Consider the following 17,948-nt stretch of genomic DNA (forward strand, 5'->3'; position numbering starts at 1 on the left):
GGGGAATTATCGTGAAGAATACAGGAAAATATAATGTTTATCATGGAGTGGTAGCCGTTGGAAGATGGGTTCTGTTTGCAGTTGTGGCTTTTCTGATCCTGTTCCCGGTTTACTGGATCTTTATTTCTTCGATCACACCGTCAGGAGAACTGTTTAAAACACCGATCGATTATCTTCCGGATCATCCCACACTGGAAAGCTATAAATTTCTGATACAGAATGTAGGACTGCTTTCAAAGATCGGAAATACAGTTCTGATCGTAGGCATTACACTTGTGATCAGTACCGTGCTGTGTGCAATGGCTGCCTATGGCTTCTCAAGATTTAACTCAAAGGGAGTTTCTGTTGCATTTGCGTTTGTTCTGGCTACCATGCTGATCCCTGAGGTTGTCACAGCCCGCCCGCTGTATGAGTTTATGCAGAAGGTAAAGCTGTATGATACATATCCGGGACTTATCCTTCTTTATATCAGTACCGTTATACCGTTTACGGTTCTGATCCTCAGAAACTTTGTCGGTGAGATCCCGATCTCACTGGAGGAGGCAGCTGCTATTGACGGCGCATCTTTTTCACAGAGACTGTTTACGATCGTTCTGCCGCTGATGAAGCCGGCAATCGCTACGGTTTGCATTATCAACTTTATTACCTGTCTGAATAACTTTTTCACACCGTTGTTTTATTCAAATGGTATTCAGGTACTTTCTGTTTCCATCGTACAGCTTCCGTTACGTGACAACATGTATGGAGTTCCGTGGGATCTGGTCAGCGCCATGGGATGGATCATCCTTCTTCCGATCATTATCTTTGTAGCTGTTTTTGAGAAACAGATCATGGATGGTATCATGGCAGGTGGAGTAAAAGCGTAAATATAATATTTTTAATTTCCAAAAGAGAGGAGAAAACAGATATGTATCAGGCATTTACAGGCGGACTGGGAGGGATCGCACTTGCAAAGCATGGAAAAAGCCGTGCGATCAACGCAGAAAATCCTCATGGAGAAAAAGGCAGAGGCGGTATGGCTGCAAGTCATCTGGGACCGTCCAGAAAAGGAAGCCCGTGTCTCAGGGATATTGAGCCGGGAACTGTGGTAACTCTGGCAGAAATGGAAGGACCGGGACAGATCAATCATATCTGGATCACCGTTGATAACAAGACTACAGAGGCAGATTGCTTTGTACTGAGAGATCTTGTGATCCGTATGTACTGGGATGACGAGGAAACTCCTTCCGTGGAAAGTCCTCTGGGTGATTTCTTCTGCTGCGGATTCGGAAGGGAATGTTTTGTAAATTCTGTTCCGGTGGCTGTTGTTCCAAACAGGGGCTTTAACTGCTATTTCCCGATGCCGTTTAAGAAGAAAGCAAAGATCACACTGGAAAACCAGCATGCAAATAAAATCCCGGCTTTCTTTTATCAGGTAGATTACTGTCTCTATGATGAGCTTCCGGACGATATTGCTTATTTCCATGCGCAGTGGAGAAGGGAACGGTTGACAGAAAAAACAAAAGATTATACAATTTTGGATGGAGTAAAAGGAAAAGGCCATTATATAGGAACCTACATGGCACTTACCACACTGGAACGTTACTGGTGGGGCGAGGGAGAAATGAAGTTTTATATTGACGGAGATGAGGAGTATCCGACCATCTGTGGAACAGGAACGGAAGATTACTTTGGTGGTTCCTGGAGCTTTGCCAAACAGGTGGATGGAAAAACCGTGGAACAGAATTATAACACGCCGTATCTGGGATATCCGTATTATTCTGCCCATGACGAGCTGATCCACAATTTTTATCATAATGATGACTGCCCGCCAATGAGAGGCTTTTACAGATGGCATTTACAGGATCCGATCTGCTTTGAAGAGGATCTTCGCGTTACGATTCAGCAGATAGGCGTCGGATACCGTGGCCTGTTTGAACGACAGGATGATGTGGCAAGTGTAGCGTACTGGTATCAGACACTTCCTCATGCACCGTTCCAGCCGTTGATGTCAAAAGAGGATAGATGGCCCAGATAAAAAGGGTGGTAGAGATTGAAAAAACAGGTATTTTGCGGGGTATTTGCCCTGGCTCTGGCAGTGACAGGATGTGGAGTCCAGAAGAAGGAGGCTGCATCTGATATTGTGCCGGAGAACAGACAGGAACTGACGATCCTTCATGTGGATGCAGGCACAGAAGGCTTTGATTCTTTTATCAGCCAGGCGGAAAAAGATCTTGGAATAAAGATCCATATTGAAAAATGTCCGGCCAATGCGGACAATCGCCAGGCCAAAATAGCAACTCTTCTGACATCAGGAGATGATTCTGTTGATCTGATCACAGTAAATGATGAGATGATATCCGAATTTAAACATAAGGGATTTCTTCTTCCGTTGGAAGATACGGTTATGACAGAGGAGACAGCGGCGAATTTTCTGCAGGAATACCTGAAAGAAATATGCATGTCAGACGGACATATTTTTTCGGTACCGTTCAGGATGGATATCATGGCATTCTGGGTGAACCAGGAATTGCTGGATCAGGCTGGTCTGGACAGACTCTCCTGTCTCAGTGATCTTGAGATCCTTCAGAAAAAGCTTCAGAATACGGGAAAATATGCATATGGGGATGCATGGGAGATTTCTTACATATATAATAGTATCAGCGAGTATGTCGATTTTTTCGGAGGAGATTATACAGACTGGACGGATCCGAAAACAAGAGAAGCGGCAGAATATATGAAGCGAATGCTGGATACAGGGATGATATCAGAGGAGAATCTGATCGACCAGCATGACCAGCTGAATGAAAAATTTATAAACGGCCAGTATGGATGTATGTTTATGTATACCGGTGTGTTGAGTACTTTTCAGAATGCAGGCGTGTATGGAAAAGATAAGATCCATATGGCACCATTTCCGGAATTTGACGAGAAGGTGACCAATATCGCAACCTGGCAGTATGTACTGAATAAAAATTCTGATCATAAAGAAGCAGCTCTGAAGTTCCTTCAGTATGTGTCCGGATATGAGGCCAGTAAAAATTACGGACAGCTGACAAAAATGTGTCCGGCAAGACTGGATGTGATCGAGGATAAGAATTTTGATCTGGATGGCATTGAAATGATCCGGCAATATCTGAAAGATTATAAGCTGAAAGCAAGACCACTGTGTGCCGATTCCATAGAAGCCGTTTCGTCCATGGGAACGGAATTTCAGAAATATATGCTGGGACAGAAAACAGAAGCGGAATTTTTTGCCGGGGCACAGAACTGCATAGACCAGTATTACAAAAAAGCATCGTACTGATGCTTTTTTTGTTTTGAAAAAATAAGAACTTTTTTTCAAAACATATTGACAAATATTTTACATGGTGATATCTTAAAGACTGTAGATGTTAGCACTCCACTAAAATGAGTGCTAACAGATGTAAAAAAAGAATCAACATCCGTCAGGAAAGAATAAAAAGGAAAGGAGATGGATTCATGGAAGAGGTGTTGAATGAGCGCAAGCAAAAAATCTTAAAAGCAATCATCAAGACCTATATGGAAACCGGAGAACCGGTTGGTTCCAGGACCATTTCCAAGTATGCGGATCTCAATGTCAGTTCCGCAACGATCCGAAATGAAATGTCAGACCTGACAGATATGGGCTATATCGTCCAGCCTCATACCTCAGCAGGAAGGATTCCTTCAGATAAGGGCTACAGACTTTACGTCAATGAGTTGATGAAGGAGAAGGAAGCGGAGGTCGCAGAGCTGCGAGATCTGATCATTGAGAAGACAGATAAGATGGATAAGGTGCTTAAGAAGGTTGCGAAGGTTCTTGCTTCCAATACCAACTATGCTACCATGGTTTCCGTTCCGCAGTACAGCGGCAACAAGGTCAAGTTCATCCAGCTGTCGAGGATGAGCGAGCTTCAGCTTGTGGCAGTGGTTGTCAGTGACAACAACACAGTCCGGAACCAGATCATCAATCTGGATGAGGAAATGGACGACCAGACGATCCTGAAACTGAATCTTCTTCTTAACACCAATCTCAATGGGATCCCGATCCAGGATATCAACCTTGGGATGATCGCCAGACTGAAGGAACAGGCAGGCAGCCACAGCGGTGTGGTGGCAACGGTTCTGGATGCAGTGGCAGCCACCATTCATGTGGAAGAGGAAGATATGGAGATCTATACTTCAGGTGCAACTAACATTTTCAAGTATCCGGAGCTTGCCGATAAAGAGAAGGCAACGGAGCTGATCTCCGCATTTGAGGAGAAGCATGAACTTGCCGATCTTGTAAAAGAACAGATGTCAGATGGAGAGAATACAGGAATTCAGGTTTACATCGGTGATGAGATGCCAATCCAGACCATGAAGGACTGCAGCATTGTAACTGCCAGATATGAACTGGGAGACGGAATGTACGGAACCATCGGGATCATCGGTCCCAAACGAATGGATTATGAGAATGTAGTGGACAGTCTGAAGGAACTGAAGAATCATCTGGATGACGTTTTGAAAAAGAAGAAAACTTAGAAAGGCGGTAGAAAAAAAGTGTCGGAGGAAACAAAGAAAACATCCGAAGAGCAGGAAGCGGAGAAGGAAATCCCCGTAACTGACGGAAATCAGGAAGAAGAAAACCTGACACCGGAGGGAGAAGATCTGCCGGAGGAAGAAAATAATACTCCAGGCGAAGAAGCTGCCTCAGAGGATAAAAAAGAAGAAAAATCAAAAACTTCCTTCTTCGGAAAGAAGAAAAAAGATAAATCTGAGCAGAAGGTGGAGGAACTTACCGATCGCCTGAAGCGTACCATGGCTGAATTTGATAATTTCCGTAAAAGAACGGAAAAAGAAAAATCCAGCATGTACATCATCGGAGCAAAAGAAATCGTTGAAAAGATCCTGCCGGTTGTGGATAACTTCGAAAGAGGTCTTGCACAGGCACAGGAAGGCGATGCTTTTGCAGATGGAATGAAAATGATCTACAAGCAGCTTACCACAACACTGGATGAGCTTGGTGTGAAGCCGATCGAAGCAGTGGGAAAGGAATTCAACCCGGATTTCCATAATGCAGTGATGCATGTGGAGGATGAAGAGGTTGGAGAGAACATCGTGGTGGAAGAATTCCAGAAGGGTTACACCTACAAGGATTTCGTAGTACGCCACAGTATGGTGAAGGTTGCGAACTAACTGACAACAAACTTTATTTTAACAGATACAGACTAAAACAGGAGGAAAAAATCATGGGAAAGATTATTGGTATTGACTTAGGTACAACAAACAGCTGTGTAGCCGTAATGGAAGGTGGACAGCCGACAGTTATCGCAAATACAGAAGGCGCAAGAACAACACCATCCGTTGTAGCATTCACAAAAACAGGAGAGCGTCTGGTAGGTGAGCCTGCAAAACGTCAGGCAGTTACAAATGCAGACAGAACGATCTCCTCTATCAAAAGAGAGATGGGTACCGATTACCGTGTAACCATCGATGACAAGAAATATTCTCCACAGGAGATCTCCGCAATGATCCTTCAGAAACTGAAAAAGGATGCAGAGGCATATCTTGGTGAGAAAGTAACAGAGGCAGTTATCACAGTTCCGGCTTACTTCAACGATGCTCAGCGTCAGGCTACCAAAGATGCAGGTAAGATCGCAGGTCTTGATGTAAAACGTATCATCAACGAGCCTACAGCAGCAGCTCTTGCATATGGCCTTGACAATGAGAAAGAGCAGAAGATCATGGTATACGACCTTGGTGGTGGTACATTCGATGTATCCGTGATTGAGATCGGTGATGGTGTTATCGAGGTTCTTTCCACAGCTGGTAATAACCGTCTTGGTGGAGATGACTTTGATAAGAAAGTTACAGATTACATGCTTGCTGAGTTCAAGAGAACAGAGGGCGTAGACTTAAGCAACGACAAGATGGCTCTTCAGAGACTGAAAGAGGCAGCTGAGAAAGCTAAGAAAGAGCTTTCTTCCGCAACAACAACAAACATCAACCTTCCGTTCATCACAGCAACTGCTGAGGGACCGAAGCATTTCGATATGAACCTTACAAGAGCTAAATTTGATGAGCTGACACATGACCTTGTAGAGATGACTGCTGAGCCGGTTCGTCGTGCACTGTCTGATGCAGGTATCACAGCTTCCGAGCTTGGCCAGGTACTTCTGGTTGGTGGTTCTTCCCGTATCCCGGCAGTACAGGATAAGGTAAGACAGTTAACAGGCAAAGAGCCGAGCAAGAACCTGAATCCGGATGAGTGTGTTGCACTTGGTGCTTCTGTACAGGGTGGTAAACTTGCAGGTGATGCAGGTGCCGGTGATATCCTTCTTCTGGATGTTACTCCGCTGTCTCTGTCCATTGAGACAATGGGTGGTATCGCAACTCGTCTGATCGAGAGAAATACTACAATTCCTACAAAGAAGAGCCAGATCTTCTCCACAGCAGCAGACAACCAGACAGCTGTAGATATCAACGTTGTACAGGGTGAGCGTCAGTTCGCAAAAGACAATAAATCCCTCGGCCAGTTCCGTCTGGATGGAATCCCGCCAGCACGTCGTGGTGTTCCGCAGATCGAGGTAACATTTGACATCGATGCCAACGGTATCGTTAATGTATCTGCTAAGGATCTTGGAACAGGTAAGGAGCAGCACATCACGATCACAGCTGGTTCTAACATGTCCGATTCCGATATCGACAAAGCTGTCAAAGAAGCAGCTGAGTTCGAGGCTCAGGATAAGAAACGTAAAGAGGCGATCGACACAAGAAACAATGCAGACTCCATGGTATTCCAGGTTGAGAATGCACTGAAAGAAGCTGGCGACAAGCTTGACGCAAACGATAAAGCAAGTGTTGAGGCTGACCTCAATGCACTGAAAGATCTTCTTGCACAGACAGCAAATGCTCAGGAGCTTACTGATTCTCAGGTTGCAGATATCAAAGCTGCACAGGAGAAGATGATGGAGAGCGCTCAGAAACTGTTCTCCAAGATGTATGAGCAGACTCAGGGAGCTCAGGGTCAGGCTGGTCCTGGACCGGATATGGGCAACATGGGCGGAAACGCTGGTGCTCAGGGCGGAAATGAAGCAGGATACGGCGATGATGTTGTAGATGCTGATTACAAGGAAGTCTAAGACAAGTAGGAAATAATTACAATGGCTGATAAAAGAGATTATTATGAAGTCTTAGGTGTGGATAAAAACGCCGACGACGCAACATTAAAAAAAGCATATCGTAAGCTGGCCAAGAAATATCACCCGGATGTAAATCCGGGTGATAAAGAGGCTGAAGCGAAATTCAAAGAGGCGACAGAGGCTTACTCCGTTTTAAGTGATGCCGACAAGAGAAGACAGTATGATCAGTTTGGTCATGCGGCATTTGAAAACGGCGGCGGAGGCGGTGCCGGCGGCTTTGGTGGATTTGACTTCAACGGTGCGGATATGGGAGACATCTTCGGAGATATCTTCGGAGACCTGTTCGGCGGCGGAGGCAGAACCAGACGGGCCAACAATGGACCGATGAAGGGTGCCAACCTTCGTGCACGTGTGAACATTACTTTTGAGGAAGCGGTTTTCGGATGCGAGAAAGAGCTGGAAATCGTTCTCAAAGATGAGTGTACCACATGTCACGGAACCGGAGCGAAACCGGGAACATCACCGATCACCTGTCCGAAATGTAAAGGCCAGGGCCAGATCGTTTACACCCAGCAGTCCATGTTTGGTATGGTACGTAATGTTCAGACCTGTCCGGATTGTAACGGAACCGGTAAGGTGATCAAGGACAAATGCAGTGCCTGCCGTGGAACCGGATATACCTCTTCCAGAAAGAAGATCCAGGTATCTGTACCGGCCGGTATTGATAATGGTCAGTGTATCCGTATCCGTGAAAAAGGTGAGCCGGGAACCAACGGCGGACCGAGAGGAGATCTGCTGGTTGAGGTAAATGTAGCCCGTCATCCGATCTTCCAGAGACAGGATATGAATATCTTTTCAACAGCTCCGATCACATTTGCACAGGCTGCACTTGGCGGTGAGATGCGTATTAATACCGTTGACGGTGAGGTTTCCTATGAGGTGAAACCGGGAACACAGACGGATACAAGAATCCGCCTGAAGGGCAAAGGTGTTCCGTCATTACGTAACAAGAACGTTCGTGGTGACCACTATGTAACACTGGTAGTCCAGACTCCGACAAATCTCAATGAGGAAGCAAAGAAAGCTCTGGAAGCTTTTGATGCGGCATGTGGAAACCGTCCGTCAGAGGACAGCACATCCGAGACTTCCGAAAAAACCGAAAAGAAGAAAAAAGGTTTCCGTGAGAAAGTAAAGGAAATGTTTGAGGAATAAATAAAGTGAAAACAGGAAAGAGGCACAAAATGCCTCTTTCTTTTTTTTCTGTATTCGTGTATATTAAAAGAAGTGCCCGTTTTCGGGACAATAGAAAACAGGCGACAGACTGGAATGAAAATCCGTAAATGTGTATACAGCATAAGGAGATATAAAAGATGAAATGGAACCGTTTTACACTTAAGACAAAAACAGAGGCAGAGGATATTGTGATCTGTACACTTGCCGAGGTGGGGATTGAAGGTGTGGAGATCCAGGACAAGCAGCCGCTGACCGATGAGGATAAGGCACAGATGTTTGTGGATATTATGCCGGAAGGACCAGCAGATGACGGGATCGCATATCTGAACTTCTATCTGGAAGAGGATGCGGATACCGAGGCAATCCTGAAAGATGTGAAGGCTGCACTGGAGGATCTGAGAAGCTTTGTGGATATCGGAGAGGCAACCATCACAGAATCCCAGACAGAGGACAAGGACTGGATCAATAACTGGAAACAGTACTTCCATCAGTTCTATGTAGACGACATTCTGATCGTACCGTCCTGGGAAGAAGTGAAGGCAGAAGATAAGGACAAGATGATCCTCCACATTGATCCGGGAACTGCCTTTGGTACAGGAATGCATGAGACCACACAGCTTGTGATCCGTCAGCTGAAGAAATTTGTGAAGCCGGGAATGGAGATCCTTGATGTGGGAACCGGAAGTGGAATCCTGGGAATCGTTGCACTGAAGCTTGGTGCAGGTCATGTGGTTGGTACAGATCTTGATCCCTGTGCAGTTCCGGCAGTGTCTGAGAACAAGGAGGCCAACCAGATCGAGGAGAAATCCTTTGACATGATGATCGGAAACATCATCGATGACAAAGAAGTTCAGAATCAGGTCGGATATGAGAAATATGATATCGTAACTGCAAATATCCTGGCAGATGTTCTGGTACCGCTGACTCCGGTGATCGTTGCACAGATGAAAAAAGGCGCTTACTACATTACATCAGGCATCCTGGATGTAAAGGAGGATGTCGTAGTGAAGGCTGTAAAAGATGCCGGACTAACGCTTGTTGAGGTGACTCATCAGGGCGAGTGGGTATCTGTGACAGCAAGAAAGGACTGATCTCATGCAGCGATTTTTTGTGGAACCTCATCAGATCGACAGGGACAGACATGAGATCCGTATCACAGGAAATGATGTCAATCATATTGTCAATGTGCTCCGCATGAAAAAAGACGAGGAGCTCTGGATCAGCGATAAGGAAAAAGAATATCACTGTGTGATCGAAAACGCGGGGGAGGATGAAGTCCTGCTTCATATCCTCTATGTACAGGAGCCGGATTATGAGCTGCAGAACCGTATTTATCTTTTTCAGGGACTGCCGAAGGCTGATAAGATGGAGCTGATCATCCAGAAGGCAGTAGAGCTTGGAGCATATTCCGTAGTTCCGGTTTCAACCAGACGCTGCGTGGTAAAACTGGATAACAAAAAAGCAGAAAAAAAAGTATCCCGCTGGCAGCAGATCGCAGAAAGTGCGGCAAAACAGTCCAAGCGTATGCTGGTGCCGGAGGTACATTCTGTGATGACCTTTAAAGAAGCCCTTGTCTATGCAAAAGAACTGGACGTTCTATTGATCCCTTATGAGCTTGCAAAGGGAATGAAAGAGACGAAAGAACTGATCCGGTCGATCGAACCGGGAAAAAGCATCGGTGTCTTTATCGGCCCTGAGGGTGGTTTTGAAGAGCAGGAAGTGGCAGATGCCATGGAAGCCGGTGCGAAACCCATCACCCTGGGACACCGGATCTTACGGACAGAAACTGCGGGACTCGCAGTACTTTCTGTTCTGATGTTTCAACTGGAGGATGAATAAACTATGGAAGCATATTTTGACAATTCCGCGACAACGAGATGCTTCGATGAAGTAAAGGATATTGTCTGCAAAACCATGACAGAAGATTTCGGAAATCCTTCTGCCATGCATAAAAAGGGAATGGAAGCGGAGAATTATGTCCGCAGAAGTGCCCAGACCATTGCAAAATTACTGAAAGTGAATGAAAAAGAGATTCTTTTTACCTCCGGTGGAACAGAATCGGATAACCTTGCTATCATCGGCGGCGTGGAAGCCAACAAGCGTATGGGAAAACATATCATTACAACGGCAGTGGAGCACGCGGCAGTGGCCCAGCCTTTTGCCTATCTGAAAGAACAGGGCTATGAGGTGACTATTCTTCCTGTGGATCATCAGGGCGTTGTAAAGCTGGATGCACTGGAAGCGGCTCTTCGTCTGGATACCATTCTGGTGTCTGTGATGTACGTGAACAATGAGGTGGGAGCCGTGATGCCGGTAGAAGAGATCGGAAAGCTTGTCCATGAAAAAAGTCCGAAAGCACTTTTTCATGTAGATGCCATTCAGGCATTCGGAAAGTATCGTATCTATCCGAAAAAGCTGGGGATCGATCTTCTTTCCGTGAGCAGCCACAAGATCCATGGACCAAAGGGCGTAGGCTTTCTCTATATTAACGAAAAAGTAAGAGTACAGCCGCAGATCCTTGGAGGCGGACAGCAGAACGGCATGCGTTCCGGAACGGACAATGTACCGGGAATCGCAGGCCTTGGCGTTGCCGCAGAGATGGTATATACGGATTTTGATAAAAAAATACAGCACCTTTATGACCTGAAAGAACGGATGGCAGAGGGACTTTCAAAGCTTGGAGACATCACCATCAACGGAATGCCTTTAAGAGAAGGGGCACCGCACATCATGAGCGTGACTTTTCATGGAGTCCGAAGCGAAGTCCTGCTCCATACACTGGAAGAATTCGGAGTATATATTTCCGCAGGAAGTGCATGCTCCAGTCATAAGAGAAAACCGAGTGCAACACTGACAGCTATGGGACTTTCAAGAGCGGATGTGGAGAGTACCGTCCGCATCAGTTTCTGTGAGGAAAATACCTTTGAAGAGGTAGATTACTGCCTGGAAGCACTGGGAAAAACAATTCCGATGCTGCGCAGGTATGCACGTCGATAGAGAATACAGAAGAAAGGGATTTTTATGTTAGTACATGCATTTCTGATCAAATATGCGGAAATTGCCCTTAAGGGAAAAAACCGCTATCGTTTTGAAGATGCTCTCGTACATCAGATGGAGATCGCACTCTCCAAGATCGAGGGAGATTTTGAAGTAAAAAAAGAGCAGGGAAGAGTTTATGTATTCTGCCCGGAGAATTATGATTACGATGAGGCTGTAGATGCGCTGCAGCATGTATTCGGTATTGTAGGCATCTGCCCGGTTATGATCTATGAAGAACAGGGCTTTGAGAAGCTTGCCGAAGATGTTGTGGGTTATATGAAGCAGTGGCATCCGGACTTTAACGGAAGCTTCAAGGTCTGGACGCGCCGCGCAAAGAAATCCTATCCGATCAGCTCCATGGAAGTCAGCGCTGAGCTTGGCGGACGTATCCTGGATGCGTTCCCGGAGGCAAGTGTAGATGTTCATCATCCGGAGCTGGATCTTTCTGTTGAGATCCGTGACAAGATTTACGTATATTCCCAGACCATTCCGGGCGCAGGCGGAATGCCCATCGGAACAAACGGAAAAGCCATGCTTCTTCTTTCCGGTGGGATCGACAGTCCGGTTGCCGGCTATATGATCGCAAAACGTGGTGTCAAGATCGATGCGGTATATTTCCATGCACCGCCCTACACCAGTGAGCGCGCAAAACAGAAGGTAGTGGATCTTGCCCGCCTGGTAGCCAAATACAGCGGACCGATCCGTCTCCATGTAGTTAACTTTACAGATATACAGCTTTATATTTATGATCAGTGTCCTCATGATGAGCTTACTATTATCATGAGAAGATATATGATGCGTATTGCCGAGCATTTCGCTAAAAAAGACCGTTGTCTCGGACTTATCACAGGTGAGAGCATCGGACAGGTTGCAAGCCAGACCTTACAGAGCCTTGCTTCTACAAATGAGGTCTGCACACTTCCGGTATATCGTCCGGTGATCGGCTTTGATAAAGAGGAGATCGTCCGTATTTCCAGAAAGATCGATACCTTTGAGACTTCTATTCAGCCGTTTGAGGATTGCTGTACCATCTTTGTAGCGAAACATCCTGTAACAAAGCCGAATCTTAAGGTGATCCGCCGTTCTGAGCAGAAGCTTTCTGAGAAGATCGATGAGCTTATGGAAACGGCTCTGAATACCACAGAGATCATTGAAATTCAGTGATCCGTTTTTAGATAAGAAAAAACAAACAGGGAACCTCGCTGCAGAGGTTCCCTGGAATTACCGATATATCAGGAAAAGGGAGTTCATTGAGAACAGAAGGATTCTGAAAGCATGAAAAAAGAGGAACTGTATCCGATACAGTTCCTCTCAAATATACAGTATAGATTAGTCGATTGTATATTTGGAAATAATCTGCATTACGTTATCCAGAGCAGCGCCATCTGCATGGATGTTGAGGTCGATCGGCTTGGAAAGATCCAGGCTGAAGATACCCATGATGGATTTTGCATCGATCACATATCTTCCGGATACTAAATCAAAATCGCAGTCGAATTTGCTGATCTCGTTTACGAATGCTTTCACCTTATCGATGGAATTCAGTGAGATTTTAGCTGTTTTCATTATAATAACCTCCCTTGATAAATTTTTGTTGTTTTACAGCTTTCATCTTACCTGTCAGTACCCAAAAAGTCAAGGTGAAAAGAGATAAAAATTGTTTTAATAATTAGTTAAAGTGTAAAAAAAGTGAGGAAAAATGGGAAATAAAGTTGCATTACACAACCTGGGCTGCAAAGTAAATGCCTATGAGATCGAGGCCATGCAGCAGCTTCTGGAGGAGGCGGGATATGAGATCGTGCCTTTTGAGCCGGGAGCGGATATTTATGTGATCAATACCTGCACAGTAACCAATATTGCAGACAGAAAATCAAGACAGATGCTCCACAAAGCAAAAAAAATGAATCCGGAAGCGATCGTGGTGGCAACGGGCTGTTATGTACAGACCGGTGGCGAGAAACTGGAAAAAGACGAAGCCATTGATCTTGTTCTAGGAAATAACCAGAAGATCAATATTGTGGAGGCACTGGCCGAATATGCGGAAAATAAACCGGGCCATGGTTCCCATGTGATCAAGATCAATCAGACAAAAGAGTATGAGGAACTTTCCATTGATCGTACTGCAGAACATGTAAGGGCATATATCAAGGTTCAGGACGGATGCAATCAGTTCTGTACGTACTGTATCATTCCCTATGCAAGAGGTCGTGTCAGAAGCCGGAATATTGAAAGTGTGCTGAAGGAGGTCCGTGCACTTGCGGAAAAAGGGTATAAGGAAGTGGTCCTTACAGGAATCCATTTAAGCTCCTATGGAGTGGATTTCCCGGAGGAGAAAAAAGAGACACTGCTTTCTCTGATCCGTGCTGTGCATGAGATCGAAGGGATCAGGCGTATCCGTCTGGGATCGCTGGAACCGGGAATCGTTACAAGAGAATTTGCGGAAGGGATCGCGGCGCTGCCGAAGGTATGCCCGCATTTCCATCTTTCCCTGCAGAGTGGCTGTGATGAGACCCTGGAGAGGATGAACCGCAGATACAGAAGCGGGGAATACAGAGAGCGCTGTGAGCTTTTAAGAGAAGTGTATGGAAATCCGGCACTGACAACGGATGTGATCGTAGGCTTTCCGCAGGAATCGGAGGAAGAATTCCGGAAATCCTATGATTTTGTGGACAGCATCCGTTTTTACGAGACTCATATCTTCAAATATTCCAGAAGACAGGGAACAAAGGCGGCTGCCATGGACGGACAGCTGACAGAGGCGGAGAAATCCTTCCGCAGTGAGAAGATGATCGAGTTGCATCATCGTCATGCAGGGGATTATGAGAAATCCATGCTTGGCAAAAACCTGGAGGTACTGATCGAGGAAGAGTATACAAAGGATGGACGGACCTGGTATCTGGGACACAGCCGGGAGTATATAAAAACTGCTGTACCGAAATCGGAAGCTTATGGCGTAAATGATATCGTAATCGTAAAGGCAGAAGGCTTTCTTGAAGAGCATATCATGACCGGTGAAGCCGTGGAGTGAAGAACGGGATCGTATGTTGAAAGGTTGTTTGTTCACTGGTGATATTTTGCGAAGCGTGTTACTGAGAACGGAGTGAACAGTAACGTTGACAGTTTGTATTCGCAATCCTCGTTAAATTTAAGATTGTAATTTATGTAAATTTATATTAAAATAAAAAAGAATATATTTTAAGGACGTGAGAGACAATGGCAGAGAATAATCTGGGAAATACACAGTATTTCAGAACAAAACCGGATCAGGAGCTTCAGGTAAAAGAAGTCCTGGATCTGGTGTACAATGCAATGGATGAGAAGGGCTACAATCCGGTGAATCAGATCGTAGGATATATTATGTCCGGAGACCCGACCTACATCACAAGCCACAAGGGTGCGAGAAGCATGATCATGAAGGTGGAGCGTGATGAGCTGGTAGAGGAGCTTCTCACCGAGTATATCAAGAATAAGTCCTGGGAACGGTAATATGAGAGTACTGGGACTGGACTATGGCTCGAAGACCGTTGGGGTTGCAGTGAGCGATCCCCTTGGCCTGACAGCCCAAGGTGTGGAAACCGTATGGCGCAAGCAGGAAAACAAGCTTCGTCGTACTCTGGCACGTATTGAAGAGATCATTTCGGAGTATCAGGTTACGGAGATCGTTCTGGGATACCCGAAAAACATGAACAATACAGTAGGAGAGCGGGCCGAGAAATCTCTGGAGTTTAAGGAAATGCTGGAGAAACGTACGGGTCTGCCTGTTGTTATGTGGGATGAGAGACTGACTACCATGGCGGCAGACCGTACTCTGGAGGAGACCGGTGTGCATAAGGAAGACCGTAAACAGTATCTGGATCAGGTAGCAGCAGTCTTTATCCTGCAGGGATATCTGGATGCTGCCGCATACAGAAGAGAGCAGCAGTAAGGCGTGGAAGAATGATCGGAAACGCAAATAGATATTTTGAGCGGATCAGGTAGCAAATGCGGATTGTGAATATCCGCTTGACAAGAACGGATAAGGAAGAATTAAATATGGAAAAAATAATATTTCAGTCAGACGACGGCACAGCTGCTGAGTTTTACGTAGAGGAGCAGACCAATATTGCGGGTGTGACTTATCTTTTGGTGTCCGATTCACAGGATGAGGAAGCAGACGCATATATTCTGAAGGATATTTCAGCTCCGGGAAGCACAGAAGCCTGTTATGAGATGGTCGAGGATGATGACGAACTTCAGGCTGTATATGCAGTTTTTCAGCAGATGCTGGATGACGTGAATTTTGAATGGAGGAGCGATTTTTGAAAAGCGAGAACAACGATGACAACAAAAATGCGGAGAGCAGAGTACAAGTTTCCGCAGGCGGTGCCAGAAGAACCGCAGCAAGACAAAAGAATGCCGGATCAAGAACAAGACAGTATCGTGGTGGCAGCAAAAACCGTCAGGATAAGCCTTTCCGGCCAACAGCAAAGAAAACAGTAGCCGGTGGCGTTGTAAAAAACAGCAGAAACACACAGAAACCGGCAAAGACCGGCGGCAGGCCATCCGGTCGGAAAAACGGCCGCAGAACAACATCCAAGCTTAAGATCATACCACTTGGCGGTCTGGAGCAGATCGGAATGAACATTACCGCTTTTGAGTATGGCGACAGTATTGTAGTTGTAGACTGTGGTCTTTCTTTCCCTGAGGACGATATGTTGGGAATCGATCTGGTCATTCCGGATGTAACATACCTTAAGGAAAATATTTCCAAGGTGAAGGGATTTGTGATCACTCATGGACATGAGGATCATATCGGAGCTCTTCCGTATGTGTTGAAAGAGATCAATGTTCCGATCTATGCTACCAAGCTGACACTGGGACTGATCCGCAACAAACTGAAAGAGCATAACCTTATGCGTTCTACCAAATTGAAAGAGGTAAAACACGGGCAGGTGATCAATCTTGGGGATTTCGCTGTGGAATTTATCAAAACGAATCACAGTATCCAGGATGCATCCGCACTTGCTATTTATTCACCGGTGGGAATCGTGATACACACAGGAGACTTTAAAGTTGATTATACACCGGTATTTGGAGATGCCATAGATCTGCAGCGTTTTGCAGAGATCGGCAAGAAGGGTGTGCTTGCACTGATGTGTGAGAGTACCAATGCAGAGAGACCGGGATTTACAATGTCCGAGCGTACAGTGGGACATGTATTTGATAATCTTTTTAATGAGTACCGGACATCCAGGATCATCATTGCAACCTTTGCATCCAACGTGGATCGTGTGCAGCAGATCATTAATACTGCATACCGGTTCGGAAGAAAGGTTGCTGTGGAAGGCCGCAGTATGGTCAATGTTATTTCCGTAGCGTCAGAGCTTGGCTATCTGCAGATCCCGGAGAACACACTGATCGAGATCGATCAGGTGAAGAATTATCCGGACGACAAGGTGGTTCTGATCACAACCGGAAGCCAGGGTGAGTCCATGGCGGCACTTTCCCGTATGGCAGCCAATATCCATAAGAAGATCACGATCAAGCCTAACGATACCATCATTTTCAGCTCCAATCCGATCCCCGGAAATGAAAAGGCAGTTTCCAAGGTCATCAACGAACTGTCTATGAAGGGAGCCAAGGTTATTTTCCAGGATGTCCATGTTTCCGGACATGCCTGCCAGGAGGAGATCAAGCTGATCTACTCCCTCGTAAAACCGAAATATGCCATTCCAATCCATGGTGAGTACCGTCATCTGACTGCACAGAAACACATTGTGGAAGATCTGGGAATCCCGAAGGAGAATATTTTTATCCTTTCTTCCGGAAATGTTCTGGAGTTGGACGGACAGGATGCCAAGGTGACAGGAAGCGTTCATACAGGTGCGATCTTCGTAGACGGACTTGGCGTTGGCGATGTGGGAAATATCGTACTCCGTGACCGTCAGCACCTGTCTGAAGATGGAATCATGATCGTAGTTATGACACTGGAGCGCCACAGTAATGTAGTTCTCGCAGGTCCGGATATCGTTTCCAGAGGTTTTGTGTATGTAAGAGAATCTGAGGATCTTATGGAGCATGCCAGACAGGTTGTGGAAACTGCACTGGATTCCTGCCTGGAGAACAATATCACGGACTGGGGCAAGATCAAAACCGAGGTCAAGGATGCCCTTGGAGAGTATCTGTGGAAACGGACCAAGAGAAATCCTATGATCCTGCCTATCATTATGGAGGCGTAGGTTCATGGATGAGATCAGCATGGAGATCGAGAAGCTTCTCGATGCTGTGCACAGAAGCGATGAATATCAGGAATATCAGAAACAGGCAGCCCAGCTTGAAGCGGATCCTGAGCTGAAAGCCAGAGTGATGAGATTCCGTGGAGATAATTTCAGACTGCAGAATCATTCAGACAAGGATGAGCTGTTCCATATTGCGGAACAGCTCAATCAGGAGTCTGCAAGTCTGAGACAGAACCTGAAAGTAAATGCCTATCTCGACGCAGAGCTTGCGCTGTGCAGACTGATGCAGCGGATATGCAGGACGCTGGTGGACGGGATCGACATACAGATTCCTGACTTATAGGAGGAAAGA

General features: G+C 45.9%; 18 protein-coding genes. 17 read left to right on the top strand and 1 reads right to left on the bottom strand.

Annotation, left to right across the window (positions count from 1 at the left end):
- Window positions 1–11 precede the first annotated feature (11 nt).
- The 11 genes from EYS05_RS11345 (at window position 12) to thiI (ending at window position 12,542) form a co-directional block, all read left to right on the top strand.
- Window positions 12–866: a carbohydrate ABC transporter permease gene (locus EYS05_RS11345; RefSeq protein ID WP_021652326.1), complete on the top strand. Its 855-nt coding sequence runs from the start codon at window positions 12–14 to the stop codon at window positions 864–866.
- A 41-nt stretch (window positions 867–907) separates the two neighbouring features.
- A complete protein-coding gene (locus tag EYS05_RS11350; protein ID WP_021652327.1) occupies window positions 908–2,017 on the top strand; it encodes a glycoside hydrolase family 172 protein in 1,110 nt (369 codons plus the stop codon).
- Between the two features lie 15 nt (window positions 2,018–2,032).
- Window positions 2,033–3,286, top strand: a complete 1,254-nt coding sequence (locus tag EYS05_RS11355) for an ABC transporter substrate-binding protein (protein WP_237971358.1) — start codon at window positions 2,033–2,035, stop codon at window positions 3,284–3,286.
- A 176-nt stretch (window positions 3,287–3,462) separates the two neighbouring features.
- Complete coding sequence (gene hrcA, locus EYS05_RS11360) at window positions 3,463–4,506, top strand: heat-inducible transcriptional repressor HrcA (RefSeq protein ID WP_059085387.1); 1,044 nt, start codon at window positions 3,463–3,465, stop codon at window positions 4,504–4,506.
- Between the two features lie 18 nt (window positions 4,507–4,524).
- Window positions 4,525–5,160: a nucleotide exchange factor GrpE gene (gene grpE / locus EYS05_RS11365; RefSeq protein ID WP_138277201.1), complete on the top strand. Its 636-nt coding sequence runs from the start codon at window positions 4,525–4,527 to the stop codon at window positions 5,158–5,160.
- 53 nt (window positions 5,161–5,213) lie between these two features.
- Window positions 5,214–7,106 (top strand): molecular chaperone DnaK, encoded by a 1,893-nt coding sequence (dnaK, locus tag EYS05_RS11370; protein WP_110102502.1) that lies wholly within the window; start codon window positions 5,214–5,216, stop codon window positions 7,104–7,106.
- Between the two features lie 21 nt (window positions 7,107–7,127).
- Window positions 7,128–8,318, top strand: coding sequence for a molecular chaperone DnaJ (gene dnaJ, locus EYS05_RS11375; protein ID WP_110102501.1), 1,191 nt, complete (start codon window positions 7,128–7,130; stop codon window positions 8,316–8,318).
- Between the two features lie 158 nt (window positions 8,319–8,476).
- Window positions 8,477–9,430, top strand: coding sequence for a 50S ribosomal protein L11 methyltransferase (gene prmA, locus EYS05_RS11380; RefSeq protein ID WP_021652332.1), 954 nt, complete (start codon window positions 8,477–8,479; stop codon window positions 9,428–9,430).
- Window positions 9,431–9,434: 4 nt separating this feature from the next.
- A complete protein-coding gene (locus EYS05_RS11385) occupies window positions 9,435–10,178 on the top strand; it encodes a 16S rRNA (uracil(1498)-N(3))-methyltransferase (RefSeq protein ID WP_092071274.1) in 744 nt (247 codons plus the stop codon).
- Window positions 10,179–10,181: 3 nt separating this feature from the next.
- Window positions 10,182–11,336: a cysteine desulfurase family protein gene (locus tag EYS05_RS11390; protein ID WP_110102500.1), complete on the top strand. Its 1,155-nt coding sequence runs from the start codon at window positions 10,182–10,184 to the stop codon at window positions 11,334–11,336.
- Window positions 11,337–11,360: 24 nt separating this feature from the next.
- On the top strand, window positions 11,361–12,542 hold the full coding sequence (thiI, locus tag EYS05_RS11395; protein ID WP_015527083.1) for a tRNA uracil 4-sulfurtransferase ThiI: 1,182 nt from the start codon (window positions 11,361–11,363) through the stop codon (window positions 12,540–12,542).
- Window positions 12,543–12,707: 165 nt separating this feature from the next.
- Here thiI and EYS05_RS11400 read toward each other — a convergent pair whose 3' ends face one another.
- Window positions 12,708–12,944, bottom strand: a complete 237-nt coding sequence (locus EYS05_RS11400) for an HPr family phosphocarrier protein (protein ID WP_015527084.1) — start codon at window positions 12,942–12,944, stop codon at window positions 12,708–12,710.
- Window positions 12,945–13,077: 133 nt separating this feature from the next.
- On the opposite strand from EYS05_RS11400, the gene mtaB reads away from it, so the two are divergent.
- The 6 genes from mtaB (at window position 13,078) to EYS05_RS11430 (ending at window position 17,939) form a co-directional block, all read left to right on the top strand.
- On the top strand, window positions 13,078–14,406 hold the full coding sequence (gene mtaB / locus EYS05_RS11405) for a tRNA (N(6)-L-threonylcarbamoyladenosine(37)-C(2))-methylthiotransferase MtaB (protein WP_110102499.1): 1,329 nt from the start codon (window positions 13,078–13,080) through the stop codon (window positions 14,404–14,406).
- A 185-nt stretch (window positions 14,407–14,591) separates the two neighbouring features.
- Window positions 14,592–14,864 carry an IreB family regulatory phosphoprotein gene (locus EYS05_RS11410; protein WP_015527087.1) on the top strand — a complete coding sequence of 91 codons (273 nt, stop codon included), beginning with the start codon at window positions 14,592–14,594 and terminating at the stop codon, window positions 14,862–14,864.
- A 1-nt stretch (window position 14,865) separates the two neighbouring features.
- Complete coding sequence (ruvX, locus tag EYS05_RS11415) at window positions 14,866–15,303, top strand: Holliday junction resolvase RuvX (RefSeq protein ID WP_110102498.1); 438 nt, start codon at window positions 14,866–14,868, stop codon at window positions 15,301–15,303.
- A gap of 107 nt (window positions 15,304–15,410) precedes the next feature.
- A complete protein-coding gene (locus tag EYS05_RS11420) occupies window positions 15,411–15,680 on the top strand; it encodes a DUF1292 domain-containing protein (protein WP_059086846.1) in 270 nt (89 codons plus the stop codon).
- Between the two features lie 281 nt (window positions 15,681–15,961).
- Window positions 15,962–17,596, top strand: coding sequence for a ribonuclease J (locus tag EYS05_RS11425; protein WP_044962008.1), 1,635 nt, complete (start codon window positions 15,962–15,964; stop codon window positions 17,594–17,596).
- Between the two features lie 4 nt (window positions 17,597–17,600).
- Window positions 17,601–17,939: a YlbF family regulator gene (locus EYS05_RS11430; RefSeq protein ID WP_015527090.1), complete on the top strand. Its 339-nt coding sequence runs from the start codon at window positions 17,601–17,603 to the stop codon at window positions 17,937–17,939.
- The last annotated feature ends 9 nt before the right edge of the window (window positions 17,940–17,948 follow it).

Origin of the sequence: Blautia sp. SC05B48 (genome assembly GCF_005848555.1) — a bacterium.
Taxonomy (GTDB): domain Bacteria; phylum Bacillota; class Clostridia; order Lachnospirales; family Lachnospiraceae; genus Blautia_A.